Source organism: Candidatus Polarisedimenticolia bacterium, from assembly GCA_036004685.1.
GTDB lineage: Bacteria > Acidobacteriota > Polarisedimenticolia > Gp22-AA2 > AA152 > DASYRE01.
Map to the genome: position 1 here is coordinate 42,450 of DASYRE010000009.1, position 14,610 is coordinate 57,059.

The 14,610-nt window shown below is 68.7% G+C and carries 11 protein-coding genes and 1 pseudogene; 7 read left to right on the forward strand and 5 right to left on the reverse strand.

Going from position 1 to position 14,610, the window contains the following annotated elements:
- Nucleotides 1–228: 228 nt before the first annotated feature.
- Together VGR67_02185 and VGR67_02190 are read right to left on the reverse strand one after the other, a co-directional pair.
- Nucleotides 229–2,259, reverse strand: a complete 2,031-nt coding sequence (locus VGR67_02185; protein ID HEV8335210.1) for an Rne/Rng family ribonuclease — start codon at nt 2,257–2,259, stop codon at nt 229–231.
- Nucleotides 2,260–2,502: 243 nt separating this feature from the next.
- The gene (locus VGR67_02190) at nt 2,503–3,678 is read right to left on the reverse strand and encodes a M24 family metallopeptidase (protein HEV8335211.1); all 1,176 of its coding nucleotides are present in this window, start codon (nt 3,676–3,678) and stop codon (nt 2,503–2,505) included.
- A 225-nt stretch (nt 3,679–3,903) separates the two neighbouring features.
- On the opposite strand from VGR67_02190, the gene dusB reads away from it, so the two are divergent.
- Nucleotides 3,904–4,887 (forward strand): tRNA dihydrouridine synthase DusB, encoded by a 984-nt coding sequence (gene dusB / locus VGR67_02195; protein HEV8335212.1) that lies wholly within the window; start codon nt 3,904–3,906, stop codon nt 4,885–4,887.
- Nucleotides 4,888–4,921: 34 nt separating this feature from the next.
- Here dusB and VGR67_02200 read toward each other — a convergent pair whose 3' ends face one another.
- Nucleotides 4,922–5,497 carry a glutathione S-transferase family protein gene (locus tag VGR67_02200; GenBank protein HEV8335213.1) on the reverse strand — a complete coding sequence of 192 codons (576 nt, stop codon included), beginning with the start codon at nt 5,495–5,497 and terminating at the stop codon, nt 4,922–4,924.
- A gap of 172 nt (nt 5,498–5,669) precedes the next feature.
- On the opposite strand from VGR67_02200, the pseudogene VGR67_02205 reads away from it, so the two are divergent.
- A pseudogene (locus tag VGR67_02205) lies at nt 5,670–6,230 on the forward strand (sigma-70 family RNA polymerase sigma factor).
- Nucleotides 6,231–6,327: 97 nt separating this feature from the next.
- Here the strand turns inward: VGR67_02205 and VGR67_02210 are convergent.
- On the reverse strand, nt 6,328–7,140 hold the full coding sequence (locus tag VGR67_02210; GenBank protein HEV8335214.1) for an alpha/beta fold hydrolase: 813 nt from the start codon (nt 7,138–7,140) through the stop codon (nt 6,328–6,330).
- Nucleotides 7,141–7,399: 259 nt separating this feature from the next.
- Between VGR67_02210 and VGR67_02215 the strand changes: the two genes are divergently transcribed.
- Nucleotides 7,400–8,659, forward strand: coding sequence for a glycosyltransferase family 4 protein (locus tag VGR67_02215; GenBank protein ID HEV8335215.1), 1,260 nt, complete (start codon nt 7,400–7,402; stop codon nt 8,657–8,659).
- Entirely contained in the window at nt 8,656–10,011 is a 1,356-nt protein-coding gene (locus VGR67_02220) for a glycosyltransferase family 4 protein (GenBank protein ID HEV8335216.1), read from the forward strand. Before VGR67_02215 ends, VGR67_02220 begins: the two co-directional genes overlap by 4 nt.
- A gap of 53 nt (nt 10,012–10,064) precedes the next feature.
- On the opposite strand, the gene mutY is transcribed toward VGR67_02220, so the two are convergent.
- Complete coding sequence (mutY, locus tag VGR67_02225; GenBank protein HEV8335217.1) at nt 10,065–11,210, reverse strand: A/G-specific adenine glycosylase; 1,146 nt, start codon at nt 11,208–11,210, stop codon at nt 10,065–10,067.
- Nucleotides 11,211–11,359: 149 nt separating this feature from the next.
- On the opposite strand from mutY, the gene VGR67_02230 reads away from it, so the two are divergent.
- From VGR67_02230 to VGR67_02240, 3 genes are all read left to right on the forward strand, one after another.
- Complete coding sequence (locus VGR67_02230) at nt 11,360–12,148, forward strand: enoyl-CoA hydratase/isomerase family protein (protein ID HEV8335218.1); 789 nt, start codon at nt 11,360–11,362, stop codon at nt 12,146–12,148.
- Between the two features lie 78 nt (nt 12,149–12,226).
- Nucleotides 12,227–13,363 (forward strand): GT4 family glycosyltransferase PelF, encoded by a 1,137-nt coding sequence (gene pelF / locus VGR67_02235; protein HEV8335219.1) that lies wholly within the window; start codon nt 12,227–12,229, stop codon nt 13,361–13,363.
- 83 nt (nt 13,364–13,446) lie between these two features.
- Entirely contained in the window at nt 13,447–14,475 is a 1,029-nt protein-coding gene (locus VGR67_02240) for a zinc-binding dehydrogenase (GenBank protein HEV8335220.1), read from the forward strand.
- Nucleotides 14,476–14,610 lie beyond the last annotated feature (135 nt).

Here is a 14,610-nt window from a genome sequence, read left to right on the forward strand (position 1 = left end):
GGCGGCGCCAGACTTGTGACTCCGAAATGGCGTTAACATCGAGGCCGCCGAGGCGACCGGATCGCAAGACGCGCCGAAGTACCGCGTACCCAACGCGGTACGCAAACGAGGCGCAACGCGGCGAGCCGGGATGCATCGCCTGCCGAATTAGGGCCGGTTTGGACCCGGCGGCGGGAACCCGCCGCGGGTCAACCCGTCTCATGTAGCGCGATTTCGGAGACGCGACACCTAAGTCGCGTCCTCTCCCCCGGTCCCGCCGGACCCTGCCGCCGGAGCCTTGGATCGAAGGTTCCTCTTGCGCCACCAGAGCCGCCTCGCCCTTTTAAGGGGCTTGTCCTCGTCGCCCGAGGCCGCCGAAGCCTCCGGCCGCGGCTCCGCGGGCGTATCCTCCGCGCTCTCGGGCGCGGCGGTGTGCCCGCTCCGCCCGGCCCCCCCGGAATCCTCGCGAAAGCGAATCGTCGCCTCTGGCGGCTCCGGCTCCGAGACTTGGCCCTCGGCAGGCGGCGCCGGACCCGTCGCCGCGTCCTGCCGATCGTGACCGTGGCGCGATCGGCGTCGACGGCGGCGTCGCCGCCTCTTGCGCACTTCCCCTTCCGCGGGCGCGGTCGCTGGCGAAGCGGCCGGCACGGGTTCTCCGGGCTCTTTCTCCGGAGACGGCGCCGGCGCGGCGGCCTCCGCGGCCGGAGCGGCGAGCTGAAGGACCGGGCGATCGGAGCGCGCGGGGCGACGCTCATGGGCGTGGACCACCTTCGGCTCCTCGAACCGGCCCGCCTCTCCTTCTTTCGTGAGCAGCTCGATTTCCGATTGGTGGGGCCTCATCCCCGGAGTGGGGACGACCGAGATCTTCGTCTTGTAGCGCCTCTCCAGTCCGGCGAGATCCTCCCGCTTGTTGTTGAGCAGGTAGATGGCGACCTCCGGGGGAAGCTCGACCTTCACGGCCGAGAGGTCGCCGCGCGGCACGCGGGCGTGAATCTTCCGCAGGACGGCGAGCGCGGCCGACTCGGTGGTGCGCACCAGCCCGTGCCCGCCGCACACGGGGCACGACACGTAGCTGCCCGCCGCCTTCTGGCTCTTCAGGCGCTGGCGGGAGATTTCCATGAGGCCGAGCTTGGAGATCCGCGTCACGTCGTATTTCGCCTTGTCCCGCTTCATCGCCTCCTTCAGCGCGCGCTCCACTTCGCGGACGTTCTTCTGGGAGCGCATGTCGATGAAATCGATGACGATCAGGCCGCCGATGTCGCGGATGCGCAGCTGGCGCGCGATCTCCTCCGCCGCCTCGAGGTTGGTGGCCGTCGCGAGCTCCTCGATGTTCGACTCGCGGCGCGACTTGGCCGAGTTGACGTCGATGGCCGTGAGCGCCTCGGTCCCGTCGATGACGATCTCTCCGCCCGACCGCAGCAGGACGCGGCGCTTGTAGATGCTCTCGATCTGCTCTTCCAGGTTGTAGCGGGTGAAGATCGGGCGGTCCTCGGTGTAGAGCTTCAGGATCTTCCGGCGGGAAGGCATGACCTCCTGGAAGAAGAGGCGCGCCTTTTCGAACATCTCCTTGCTGTCGATGAAGATTTCGCCGATGTCGTGGGTGAAGTAGTCCCGGATGGTCCGGATCACGAGATCGCGCTCCTGGTAGACCATCGACGGGGCGGGTTGATCGTTCGCCGTCTTGACGACCGTCTCCCAGAGCTTCAGGAGGTACTTGAGATCGCGCTGGAGCTCGGCGCGCGACACGTCGAAGCCCGCCGTCCGCACGATCAGCCCGAACCCTTCCGGCGGCTCCAGCTCCTCGACGATCTTGCGAAGGCGCTCGCGCTGCTCGGCGTCCTCGATCTTCCGGGAGATTCCGGAGCTGTCCGAACCCGGCATCAGGACGAGGTAGCGCCCGGGCAGTGAGTAATAGGTCGTCAGGCTGGCGGGCTTCGTCGAAAAACCGTCCTTGATCACCTGCACCAGGATCCTTTGCCCGCGATCGAGGCGGTCCCGGATCTGGTGGCGGTGGCCGTTGTCGTCCCGCCCCCGCAGGAGCGGGACGTTTTTGAAGTTGATCTCGTCCATGGGCAGAAAGCCGGGGCGGTCGTTGCCGTAGCGGACGAACGCGGCGTTGAGGGTGGTGTTGATCCCCTCGACGACGCCGTTGTAGACGTTCCCTTTGATGCTCTCGCGGTTGAGAGTCTCGATTTCGAAGGTGTCGAGCACACCATTTTCCACGATCGCCACGCGGCTCTCTTCCGCGTGGGTCACGTTGATCAACATCGCTTTTGCCATGAATCTCCTGGGAGCGCTGCTCCGCGGACTCCGGCTTCGGTGTCCTGCGGGGCGCTCCGTCACGTCGTCGCGGCTCCTCGGGCCCGGGAGTCGGGCGGGAGCCTCATCGTGGTTCGGGGGAGCGGCCGGCTTCCGGTCACGGGCGGCCCGCTCCCTGCATCTTCTCCTCGACCGGTCCTCAGGCGCTCGCCCGGCCGGGGCGGAGTATATCCGATTCCCCCGCCCGCCGCTACGGCGTGGAAATCAGCTGGACAGGATGGGGGTGATCCGATCCTGCACCGAGGTGGTCACTTCCGCGCCGTTTCCGGATATATAGAGGTTGACCTCGCTGCGGATGCCGTATTCGGGAAGGTAGATCCCCGGCTCGATGGTGAATCCCGTCCCCGGAATGAGGCGCCGCTCGTCGCGCGTCTCGAGATTGTCGAGGTGCGCCCCGTTGCCGTGGACCTCGCGCCCGACGTTGTGCCCCGTGCGATGGATGAAGAACCGTTCGTAGCCCCGGTCGCGGATGAAGGCGCGCGCCACGTCGTCGACGTCGCACCCCCGCAAAAGCCCCCCTTCCTTCGATCCCTCCAGCACGTGGCGGATCGCCGCGTCTCGGGCCCCGGCCACCGCCTGCCAGACGTCGTCGTAGCGTCCGGGGACGCTCTTGCCGACGAAGCCCATCCAGGTGATGTCGGCGTAGACCGCCTCCGAGCCCTTTTCCCGGCACCAGAGATCCAGCAGCAGGAGGTCGCCGCTCCGGATCGCGGCGCTGTGCTGCGCGGACGGCTCGTAGTGGGGATTTCCGGCGTTGGCGTTGACCGCCACGATGGGCGGCTCCGTGACCAGATCCCGCTCCCGGAAAGCCTCCGTCATGAACTGCTGAATCTCGTATTCCGTCGGGGTCCGTCCTCCCCCGACGATCCGGGCCACCTCGCCGAAGGTGCGCACGACGATCTCGTCCAGGTGCCGGGCGGCCCGCCGGTGCGAGGCGAGCGCCCCGGGACTCCAGCGCGCCTCGAAGAACTGGACGAGGTCGGCCGAGGTCACGACTTCCACGCCGCAGGCGCGCACCATCTCGAACGTCCCGGCGTCGACCCGCGAGACGTACGGGATCGCCCCGCCCGGGGAGTATTCCATGGCGATCCGCTTCCTCCCGCCGACGAGCTCCCTGAGCTTCTCCTCGAGCTGGCGCCATCCCACGTACGAGATCTTCGTTCCCGGCAACTCGGCGAAAGCCTGCCCCTCGATGGCGCTGTGGAGCCAGACCGGATCGCCCTGGACCGGCAGGAGGCCGAACCACCGCCGCGTGATCATGTGACCTGCGGCGAGGCCGGCCACTCGAGAGGCGATCGGGTTGATCCCGTGGAAATCGAACAGCAGCCACGCGTCCAGCTCGGCTTGAGTGAGCGCCTTCTGGATCTCGGAAACGTTCATCGGAGTTCCCCCATGCGTCACGACGGATGGCCCTATCTTAGCACCGGGCCCCGCCGGACCCTTGAAGAATATGACGCCCCGCCAGCTCCCGGCGTCTTGCTCCCATCATATTATTAGCAAGCTCGCAGCCCGGGGAAACCACGCGGGCGGGGCAGACTCCGCGGGCGATTTCACGGTATAGTGAGCCGGCGCGGGATGGCGACCGCCTTCACGGAGACTCGCAGCATGTTCCAGATCGGCAGCGTCCCGATCGATCCTCCCCTGATCCTCGCTCCGATGGCCGGGATCACCGACCAGTACTTCCGCCGGATCCTCAAACGTCTCGGAGGCCTGGGGGTCGTGAGCATGGAGTTCATCTCCTCCGAGGCCCTCACGCGTGGCAGCGAGCGGACCCGGGCGATGATGAAGTTTCACGAGGAGGAGAGGCCCCTGGCAATCCAGATCTACGGCTCCGACGCCGCGCGGATGTCCGACGCCGCCGAATACGTCGAGGCGATCGGCGCCGACATCGTGGACATCAACATGGGCTGTCCGGCCAACAAGATCCTGAAGGGATGCGCCGGCGCGGCGCTGATGGGTGATCTGAAGGTCGCGGAGATCATCATCCGGGCGTGCCGCAACCGGATCCGGATTCCGCTCACCGTGAAGTTCCGCCTCGGTCTCGACGACGCCCGGAGAAACTATCTGGAGATGGGGCGAATTTGCGAGACGAACGGCGTGAACGCCATCGCCCTGCACGCCCGCACCGCCCGCCAGATGTTCACCGGCCGTGCCGACTGGGACGCGATCCGCCGGCTCAAGGAGACGGTGTCGATCCCCGTGAGCGGCAACGGCGACATCCTGACCCCGTCCGATGCTCTGTCGTTGCGGCGGGAGACTCTCTGCGATGGGGTGATGATCGGCCGGGGAGCGCTGCAGAATCCCTGGATCTTCCGGCAGACCGCCGCCGTCCTGGAGGGCGCGCAGGCCATGCCGGTGACCATCAAGGACCGGCGGGAGATGATCCTGGGGCACTTCCGCCTCCTGCGCGAGCAGGAGGAGGAGCGCTTCGCGCTTCACAAGATCCGGACCTTCACGGGCTGGTACACGCACGGCCTGCCGAACGGCAAGCACCTCCGGCAACGAATCTCTTCGCTTGCGACCGTCGACGCGTTCCTCTCCGAGGTCGAGGCCTTCTTCGACGCCTTCCCGGACAGCCTCGCCGCCTGATTCTGCGAACCCAGCGACGCCGGCGCCGCCCCGCTCAGACCTTCATGCGGGCGTACCAGGCCTTGATCCGGGGGTAATCGGCGGGGATGCCGCGGGGGCTGTAGAGCTCGAGACGCGACAGGAAGGCGTAGAGGGCGATGTCGGCGAGGGTCACGCGGGAGCCCAGGGCGTGCTCGTCTCCGAGGAAAAGCTGCTCGAGCGCCTCGAAGTGATGGCTCAGGTCGGCTTTCAAAGCCGCCTTTCCCGCTTCGTCGACAGGCTGCCCGTCGGCGTCTATCCCGCGTCTCGACCGGTGCAGCAGCGGTCCCAGGACTTCATCGGCGTATTCCTCCAGAATCCAGGCCAGCGCGCGTGAGCGCGGATCGTCGGGCAGCAGCCTCCCCCCCCCGTAGGTGCGGACAAGGTAGCGGAGGATGCGGGTGGAATCGTGCACCACGACCTCTCCGTCCACCAGGACCGGGACCTTCTCCTGGCCGGAAACGCCCTTGACCGCCGACCGATCGGCCGGATCAATTTCGACGCTCTCATAGCGAAGATCCAGCCGGCGCATGGCGTAGCGGACTTTCTCGCAGTACGGACAGGCCTCGAAGTGGAAGAGTTTCAACGGCATGCCGATCTCCGGAAGGGCGGATCAAGAAGGGGTCGGGACGGCATTATCGTCGATGGTGGAACGGGCGGTCAACCGCGGCCGTCCCCCGCGCTCGCCAAAAAGCCTGCACCTATCGCCGGGGCCGCAGCATCTCAAGCTCGTCGGACGGCGCCATGCTCGCCGGGAGTCTTCAATGCTGAAAGCGTCGCTCAAGTCACGCCCTGCCCCGCTCGCCTTTCCGGCCGCGCCGGATCGCCGGGACGAGTTCGAGTCCCAGGCGCTGCCTCATCTGGGGGCGCTGCTCAGGCTGGCGATGCGGCTCACCCGCAACGAGAAGGACGCGGAGGATCTGGTCCAGGACACCTACCTGCGCGCCTATCGCTTCTATCACCATTTCGAGCCGGGCACGAACGTCCGCGCCTGGCTGTACCGGATCCTGAAGAACCAATTCCTGAACCGACTCCAGCAGGAGAAGGGAGCCCGGGCGATGGGCGATCTTTCGGAGGCGGCCGAGTCCCGCGCCGTGCTGGAATCGGCGTTCCCCCATTCCGTCGCGCGCACTCCGGAGCAAGAGGTGATGGATTCGGTCACCGCCGGCGAGGTGGAGGAGGCGCTGGCGATCCTGCCTCCCGAATATCGCCCGGTGGTGATGATGGCCCTGTCGGAGGAGATGAGCTACAAGGAGATCGCCCGGACGATGAAGATTCCGATCGGCACCGTGATGTCCCGCCTGCACCGGGGCCGGCGAATCCTCCAGGAACGGCTCCACGATTACGCCGCCCGCCGCCACCTTGTCGGCAGAGCGGCCCTCGAGGCCACGGGCGCCTCCCGCCTCCCCCACGTCTCTGCGGCTAAGCCGGAGCCGGTCGGAGCTCCGCCGCGAGCGTCTCCTCGAGGCTTCCGAGCTCCCCTTCGAAGGAATGTCCGGCTCCGTCCACGACCGCCAGCCGCGCCCGCGGACCGATCTCCGCGATCAGGCGTCGCACCGCCGGAAGCGGTCCGAAAGCGTCCTCCGAGCCCTGGACCACGAGCACCGGCTTGTCGGTGCGCTTGAGAAAACTGAAGGGCCACAGCGTGAGCGGGATGCCGATGCCGATCAGATCGGCGACGCGCGAATCGGCAGCCGCCGCCTCGAAACCGACCCAGGCTCCGAACGAATAGCCGAGCAGCGTGACGGGCAGGCCGGGAAGCCTCGAGGCGAGCGCCTCGAGCGCGGCGCGGGCGTCCCCCCTCTCCCCTTTTCCCCCATCGAAGCTCCCGGCCGATCTTCCGACGCCGCGGAAATTGAAGCGCAGCGTGGCGAAGCCGCGCCGGTGGAGCGCCCGGGCCGCCCGAAAGACGACGGGGTTGTGCATCGAGCCTCCGTACAGGGGATGGGGATGGCACACCAGCGCCGCTCGAGCCGGCTCGCCCGCCGGCACCCGAAACACTGCCTCGAGGCTCCCCGCGGGACCGGCGAGGCTCAATGTCTCGATCCGTGGCACGCCCCGGCCCCTCGCCGGCGGCTTTCTGTCAGGCTTTTCCTCGGTCACGGTTGTCTTTTCCAACCCGATGCATGAGAATTCCTCCGCCTTGAAGCGGCACGCTTGCCGCACATGATACGCGACGCCGGCGGTGGCGACGCCGGCGGAGCGCTCCGGGAACAGGACGCGGCGTCGCTCCATCCAGTTTCCTTCCGCGCACCTCGATCCTGCCCGCCTCTCCCTCGATCGGCCGCCGGGCGCGAGCTTCCCGGCCGGCAAAGGCGTCGATTCTCGACGACCGCCGGTCCACGGATCGCCGAGACGGCTGCGCGGAGCCTGGCGGCGAGGCGGCGGGCGCGTATGATAGGGTAAGCGCGCCGGACGCCGCCGCACGGCAAGCGCGTCTCTGCCCTCGAACGCAGGGTGATCCAAGGCCACACCAACGGGATCGGGATTCGTGATGGTGAAGGAACCAGCGCGAGACGGCTCACTGCGCGCCAGCGAACCGGGCGGGTGCGCGCCCCGCCGCATTCGGGTCCTGGTGGTCGGCACTCGCTACCTTCCGGTCTACTCGGGAGCGGCGCAGCAGGAGCACGACGTGCTGCGCCGGCTGGGCGGGCAGGGCGTGGAGGGCACGGTCCTGACGTTGCGCCTTCAAGGGCTGTCCCGGCAGGAGACTCTGGACGGCGTGCGCATTCTTCGTCTCGGAAGGGGCGGCGGCCGGCTGTCGCGGCTGGCCTTCACGATCGAAGTGTTTGGCTATCTCCTGCTCCGGGGGGGGAGGTTCGATCTGATCCACGCCATCAGTCCGGGATGGGCTTGCTTCCTGGTTCCCCTGGCATCCCGGGCCCGCGGGATTCCGGCGATGTACACCAGCACGCTGATGGGTTCGGATGACGCCTGGTCGATTCGCGAGCAGTCGCTCGGTTGGCTGAAGACGCGGCTGATGCGCTCCTACCGCGCCATCACGGCCTCCACGACACGGCAAGTGGAGCTTTTCGCCGCGGCCGGCTACCGCGCCGATCGGCTTGTGGAGCTGACCTGCGGCATCGACGACGATTACTACGTCCCGGGCCGCAACGCCGGCTGCCGGAGGGAGCTCAGGAAGCTCGCCGGCCGGGACGACGAAGGACCGGTGCTGCTTTTCATCGGCACCCTGTCCCCGAGAAAGAAAGTGGACCTCCTCGTCGAGGCCTTCCGGCTGTTGCTCCCGCAGCATCCGTCGGCCGTTCTGGTCCTGATGGGACCCAAGAGCCGCGAGGAGGACTTCGGCATGGACGAGGCCTACGTGCACGATCTAAAGCGCCGCAGTCTCTCGCCGGATCTCCGGGGCCACGTCGTGTTTCTGGGAAGAATCGATCAAGCGGAGCGCAAGCGGGAGGTCCTGCATGCTTCCGATCTTCTGGCGCTCTTCTCGGAGCATGAAGGTCTCGGCCTCGTGGTTCTCGAGGCGATGGCCTGCGCCGTTCCGCCGGTCCTCGCCCCCATCCCCGGAGTCTTCGACTACGTCGTCGACGACGGTCGAAACGGCCGCATCGCCGCTTCCCGCGATCTCGCCGCCCTCACGGCGGCCCTGGCCGATGTGCTTTCGAGCGAGGAGAAGCGGCTCGCCATGGGCCGCGCAGCGCGGGACACGATTCAGCGCCGCTTCTCGATGAGCCTCATCGCGTCGCAGTATCTGGACCTTTACCGCCGGCTGGCCCGACGGGGAGGAGCATGAACGGGCCTTTCGGGCCTCCCGCCGGCGCGGCCGCCGCCGGGTCCGGCAAGAGCGCCGCCGAGCGCCTGCGGATCCTGTATTACGTCGAGTCTCTCGGCGTCGGCGGATCGATGCAGACGACGGTGACCGTGGCCCGTCAGATGCAGGCCCGCGGGCATCTGGTCGTCTTTGCGAGCCAGGAAGGGCCGCTGCTGGGCCAGCTCCAGGAGGCCGGAATCGTCCACGTCCGCGTCGACACCGACGTCCGGCATCCTTCGCCCGCCGCGGCGCGCCGGCTGATGTCGGCGATTAGGCGCTTCCAGATCACCCTGCTTTGCCCCAACGGATTCGATTGCACGCTCGACGCGGTGCCGGCCGGGCTGCTCACCGGCTGCCCGGTGCTCCCCACCTACGGCGGCATGTTCAATCTCCCCTATCCGCACCCCCGGCTGCCGCTGGTCAACGTCTTCAGCCACGAGCTGATGGCCGACCTGGTCGCGCGTTACGGCTGGAATCGGGATTCTTTCCGTCACATAATCGCCCGGATCGACCAGCAGCGCTTTTCGCCCGAGGTCTCCGGCGCCACGCTGCGGGCGGATCTCGGAATCTCCGCCGATCAGAAGGTCCTGGTCATGGTGTGCCGCCACGATCGGCTGAAGCGGGACGGGGTGCTGACGCTGCTCGACGCCGCCGCCGAGATTCACCGCCGTGAGCCGCGAGCGCGCATCGTCCTGTTCGGGGACGGCAACGCCCACGCCGAGATCCTGGCGAGGATCGACGAGATTCACCGTCTCGCCGGCGGCGAATTCATCCTCGCCCCAGGGAGCTCCCACCGGACGCCAGAAGCGTTCGCCATGGCCCATCTGGTAGCGGCCAACGGCGCCCGCTCCGCCCTCGAGGGGATGGCTTGCGCCCGGCCGGTGATCTCGGTCGGGCCGAACGGCTTCTGCGGGGTGCTTTCAGAGGAGACGATCGAGGGATTCCGCCGGTTCAACTTCGACAAGGGACGCCTTTCCGGAAATCCTTTGGCCGGCCGGGAAATCCTGGTCGATTGCGTGCTCCGGCTGCTGGCGGACGAGGCGCTCCGCCGGGAGCTCGGCCGGTTCTCGGAGAGCTACGCGCGCGAGCATCTGCTGATCCAGACGGCGGCCGCGGCCTACGAGCGCCTGTACCGGGAGGCTTTGGCCCGGTGGCCGGCCGGACGCCTGGCGCGTCTGGGCCTCTTCGCCAGCTGGCTGGCGACCGTTGGCCGCTACTACGCCGTCCTGCTGCGGCGGCGCTCCGGATTCATCTCCCAACCTCCGCCGGAGGAGCCGGCCACGCCCCCCCCGACGGTGGATCCCGATTGGCGGCTGGGCCTCCCGCATCGCTAGCCTCGCGTCGCGGAAATGACGTCGGGGTTGTCGAGACACCCGGCGGCGTCGAGTCATCGACCGGCGCGCCTCCCGCGCGCCGGAGATGAGGCGGATCGGGAGGATGGTCTTTCGAGTTTCTCGAAGATCCGCCGCGTCGCGGATCCGTGGGGAAGACGCACGAGATCGGACGGCCGGACCCATCTCCTCTTCGTCGCACTCCTCCCGGCGCGGCGCGGCAGAGGCTCGGAGAGGATCGCGGCGTAGGCGCCTACCCGGACGCGCCGGTAGGTGATCGATTGCCGGAGCTCGGCGATTCTCTCGCCCGCCCGCAGCGCGACTCCAAGGCAATCGCGGCCCAGCCGCGCCAGAGCCTCGGCGGGCCGCTCTCCCGCCTGCAGAAATCCCCCCGGAAACTCCCACAGCCCTTTCATGAGATCGCGGTCGGCCCGTTGCACCAGGAGACAGGCGTCGCCGCGGCGGATCACCGCCACGGCCGCCTGGAGCTCGATCGGAGCGCGGCCTCGCCGGAGCTCCGGAAGAACCGCCTCGAGGCCGGCCGCCCGGGCGCGACAGCCGCGCTTCGCGGGGCAGCGCGCGCAGCTCGGGGCGAGCGGGGTGCACACCAAGGCGCCAAGATCCATCAGGGCCTGGTTCACCTCCCCCGGCGGCCCCGCCGCCAGAAGGGAGCGGGCCGCGCGCTCCAGGACTTGGCGATTCGGGGAGCTTTCCGGATGGCCTCGAAGCGCCAGCATCCGGCTCAGGACTCTCATCCCGTTTCCATCGAGCGCCGGCTCGGGCCGGGCGAAGGCGATGCTGGCGAGCGCGCCGGCGGTGTACCGGCCCACCCCCGGCAGCCGGCGCAGCTGCGCGGCCTCGCACGGGATCGCTCCACCGAGCCGCTCCATGACCTGCCGCGCGGCGGCGTGCAGGTGGCGGGCGCGCCGGTAGTAGCCCAGCCCCGACCATGCCGCGAGAACCTCCGGGAGCGCCGCGCGCGCCAGCGACCGCAGCGTCGGAAACCGTCTCAGGAAGCGCGCGTAATAGGGAATGACCGTCCCGACCTGAGTCTGCTGGAGCATGATCTCCGAGACCCAGATCCGGTAAGGATCGTCCGTCCTTCTCCATGGAAGATCTCTGCCGTTCCTGCGGTACCAGAGAAGGAGGCGCGGGCCCGCCGCCGCCGGAAGGCGGCGCCGGGAGCCTGTCGGCGGTGCCATTTGATGCCCCTCGGAGGATCGGAATCCGGCGGAAGGATAGCCCGGCAGGCGCGCCGGCGCCATTCCCGGGGTCTTTGACAGTCCCGCCGCCGACCGGTAGGATTTTCGGCGGACTCGGCGATCCGCCGCAACTGCAAGGAGAATCCCACATGCCCGCGAGACTGGTTGACTACCGCGTGGAGGGCGGCATCGCCGTCGTGGAGATGAACGATCCTCCCGCCAACACTTACACGCACGAGATGATGCGGCAGCTGGACGACGCCATCCTCCAGGCCCGGTTCGACGACTCGGTGCACGTCCTGGTCCTGCGCGGCGCCGGAGAGAAGTTCTTTTCGGCGGGCGCCGACATCCGGATGCTCGCCTCAGCCACGCCGCGCTTCAAGTACTACTTCTGCCTCCATGCCAACGAGACGTTGGCGCGCCTCGAGCAGACTCCGAAGCTGGTGATCGCGGCTCTCAACGGCCACGCCGTCGGAGGCGGACTGGAGATTGCGCTGGCCGCCGACTTCCGGATCGCCCGGCGCGGGGGAGGCAAGATCGGCCTCCCCGAGGTCTCGCTGGGCGTGCTCCCCGGCACGGGCGGCACCCAGCGCCTCGTCCGGCTCCTGGGAAAGGCGCGCGCCCTGGAGCTGATGGCGACCGGAGGGACTTTCGACTTCGACGAGGCGCTGCGCCACGGCCTCGTGAGCCGCCTGTTCGAGCCGGAGGATTTCTTCCCCCGCGTCCTGGAGTTCGCCAGGGAGTTCTGCCCCCCCCGCAAGGCCTCGCTGGCGGTCGGGAAGATCAAGCGCGCCGTGCATTCCGGCGCGGAGGCCTCCTTCGCCGAGGGGCTGGCTCTCGAGCGGGAGCTGCAGCAGCAGCTTTTCGAAAGCGACGACGCCCGGGAAGGAATCCAAGCCTATCTGGAGAAACGTGAAGCGAAATTCACCGCCCGGTGAAGGCGCGGCTCCTCCTCCCCGTCCGACGAGATCAGAGACGCAGAGGCCTCGCCGGGGAGTCCGCAAGAGTCGGCCTCGATGACCGAGGCGATCCGCGTCGGCTTCATCATCGGCCAGCTCCACCGCGGCGGGACCGAGCGGCAGCTTTACGAGCTGGCCACGCGCCTCACCGGCGGCCCCTGCAGCCCTTACGTCTATTGCTTCTCCCAGGTCCTCGAGCCGTACGGTCCGATGCTCACCGCGGCCGGCGTGCCGCTGCGCTTCATCCCCCGCCGCCGGAGGATGGAGCTGCGGCGGGTCCGGGCCCTGGCGCGCCTGTTCCGCCAGGATCACCTCGATCTCGTCCACTCCTTGTCGTTCCACGCGAACCTTTACGCGTACCTGGCGCTCCGAGGCCGGCCCGGCCGGCTGATCGCCTCCAACCGCTACTACGTCCCCGGCGGCGCCGGGCCGGTGAGCTGGATCAACGGCCTGGCGCTCCGGCGCTCCGCCCGGGTGGTCGTCAACTCCGAGACGGGGAAGGCATTCACGGCCGAGCATTTCAGGGTCCCGCCCGAGCGGATCAAGGTCATCCCGAACGGGGTCGATGCGGCCCGCTTCACCCCACCGCTCTTCCCCGCCGCGATCCGGCCGGAGCTGGGCATTCCCCCCGGCGCGCCGCTGGTCGGCTTGATCGGCCGGATCACCGCGCAGAAGCGCGTCGACATCTTCCTGGAAGCGGCGCGTCGCGTCTCCGAGAAGCTCCCCGGCGCGCGCTTCCTGATCGTCGGCAAGGGCGAGCTGATGGAGGCGATGCGGCGGAAGACGAGCCAGCTGGGTCTTGACGACCTGGCGATCTTCACGGGAGGCCGCGACGACGTTCCGGATCTGCTCGCGGCGCTCGATCTGCTGGTCCTGTGCAGCGACGACGAGGGACTTCCGAACGTGATCCTGGAGGCGATGGCGGCGCGCAAACCGGTGGTCGCGACGGACGTCGGAGCGTGCCGCGAGCTGGTCGCCGAAGGGGTCACGGGACATCTCGTCGCGCGGCGGGACTCCGAGGCCCTCGCCGCGGCCATCCTCCGGGTGCTGCTCCTCCCCGACCGGGGCCGGGCGATCGGAGAGGCGGGGCACCGCCGGGCCGTCGGGGAGTTCGGAGTCGACGCGATGGCCGCGAAGTTCCGCGATCTGTTCCAGGAGGTCCACGCCCAGGCCGCCCGGCGATCGCCAGGCTGAAGGCGACGGCGGCGCGGCCCCGGCGGCCTTGACCTGCTCGTGCGCTCCCCCTAGACTTCTTCGGTCCGCCCAGGGAGACCTCCGTGAAAGTCGTCCGAATCCACGAGCACGGCGGCCCCGACCGCCTTCTCTTCGAGGAAGCGCCTTCTCCAGCGCCCGGTCCCGGTGAGGTGCGGGTCCGCCTTCGGGCCGCCTCGCTCAACCACCTCGATTTGTGGGTGAGGCGCGGGATTCCCGGGGTGCGTTATCCGCTTCCCCTGATTCCCGGCTGCGACGGGGCGGGCGTGGTCGCGGAGGCCGGCGCCGGCGTGAGCCGATTCTCGGCGGGGGATCGCGTGGCCCTGGCCCCCGGAGTCTCCTGCGGAGTCTGCGAGGCCTGCCTGGCGGGCCGCGACAATCTCTGCCGGGAATACGGCATCCTCGGCGAGCACCGCGACGGGACGTTCGCGGAGGAGATCGCTCTCCCTGCCCGGAACCTGATTCCGCTTCCTGGCAAGATCTCTTTCGAGGAGGCGGCCGCCGTGCCGCTCGTGTTTCTCACCGCCTGGCAGATGGTGGCGGACAAGGCGAAGCTCCTTCCGGGCGAGACGGCGGTGGTCCTGGGCGCCGGCAGCGGCGTCGGCTCGGCGGCCATCCAGATCGCGCGACTGCACGGAGCGCGGGTCATCGCGGTCTCGCAAAGCACCGCCAAGCTCGCCCGCGCCAAAGAGTTGGGAGCCGACGAGGGGATCGATCTGTCGAAATCCGCTCTGCGCGACGAAGTTCGCCGTCTCACCGATCGCCGCGGGGCGGACGTGGTGCTCGAGCACGTCGGCCGGGCCACCTGGGACCAGAGCGTGGCGAGCCTGGCATGGGGAGGGCGGCTGGTGACCTGCGGCGCCACGACCGGGGCGGACGTGGCGCTCAACCTCCGGCAGATCTTCTTCAAGAACCTCTCCATTCTCGGATCGACCATGGGAAGGCGCGCCAGCCTTTTCGACATCTTCCGTCACCTCGAGGCGGGACGCCTGCGCGCCGTGGTGGACCGCGTGCTGCCGCTCGCCAAGGTCCAGGAGGCGCACCGCCTGCTGGAGGACGGAGCGGTCTTCGGAAAGATCATCCTCACCCCCTAGTGTCGCGTCTCAAAAATCATGTTACATTCGGCCCCCGATCCATCCCGGCTCGCCGCGTTGCGCCTCGCTTGCGTACCGCCTTGGGTACGCGACGCTCTGGCGCGCCTTGCGATCCGGGCGCCTCGGCGACCTCGG

Coding starts and splice junctions, on each gene's coding strand:
- dusB (HEV8335212.1), top strand. CDS start 3,904: ATGTTCCAGATCGGCAGCGTCCCGATCGATCCTCCCCTGATCCTCGCT.
- VGR67_02230 (HEV8335218.1), top strand. CDS start 11,360: ATGCCCGCGAGACTGGTTGACTACCGCGTGGAGGGCGGCATCGCCGTC.
- pelF (HEV8335219.1), top strand. CDS start 12,227: ATGACCGAGGCGATCCGCGTCGGCTTCATCATCGGCCAGCTCCACCGC.
- mutY (HEV8335217.1), bottom strand. CDS start 11,210: ATGGCACCGCCGACAGGCTCCCGGCGCCGCCTTCCGGCGGCGGCGGGC.
- VGR67_02215 (HEV8335215.1), top strand. CDS start 7,400: ATGGTGAAGGAACCAGCGCGAGACGGCTCACTGCGCGCCAGCGAACCG.
- VGR67_02190 (HEV8335211.1), bottom strand. CDS start 3,678: ATGAACGTTTCCGAGATCCAGAAGGCGCTCACTCAAGCCGAGCTGGAC.
- VGR67_02185 (HEV8335210.1), bottom strand. CDS start 2,259: ATGGCAAAAGCGATGTTGATCAACGTGACCCACGCGGAAGAGAGCCGC.
- VGR67_02200 (HEV8335213.1), bottom strand. CDS start 5,497: ATGCCGTTGAAACTCTTCCACTTCGAGGCCTGTCCGTACTGCGAGAAA.
- VGR67_02220 (HEV8335216.1), top strand. CDS start 8,656: ATGAACGGGCCTTTCGGGCCTCCCGCCGGCGCGGCCGCCGCCGGGTCC.
- VGR67_02210 (HEV8335214.1), bottom strand. CDS start 7,140: ATGGAGCGACGCCGCGTCCTGTTCCCGGAGCGCTCCGCCGGCGTCGCC.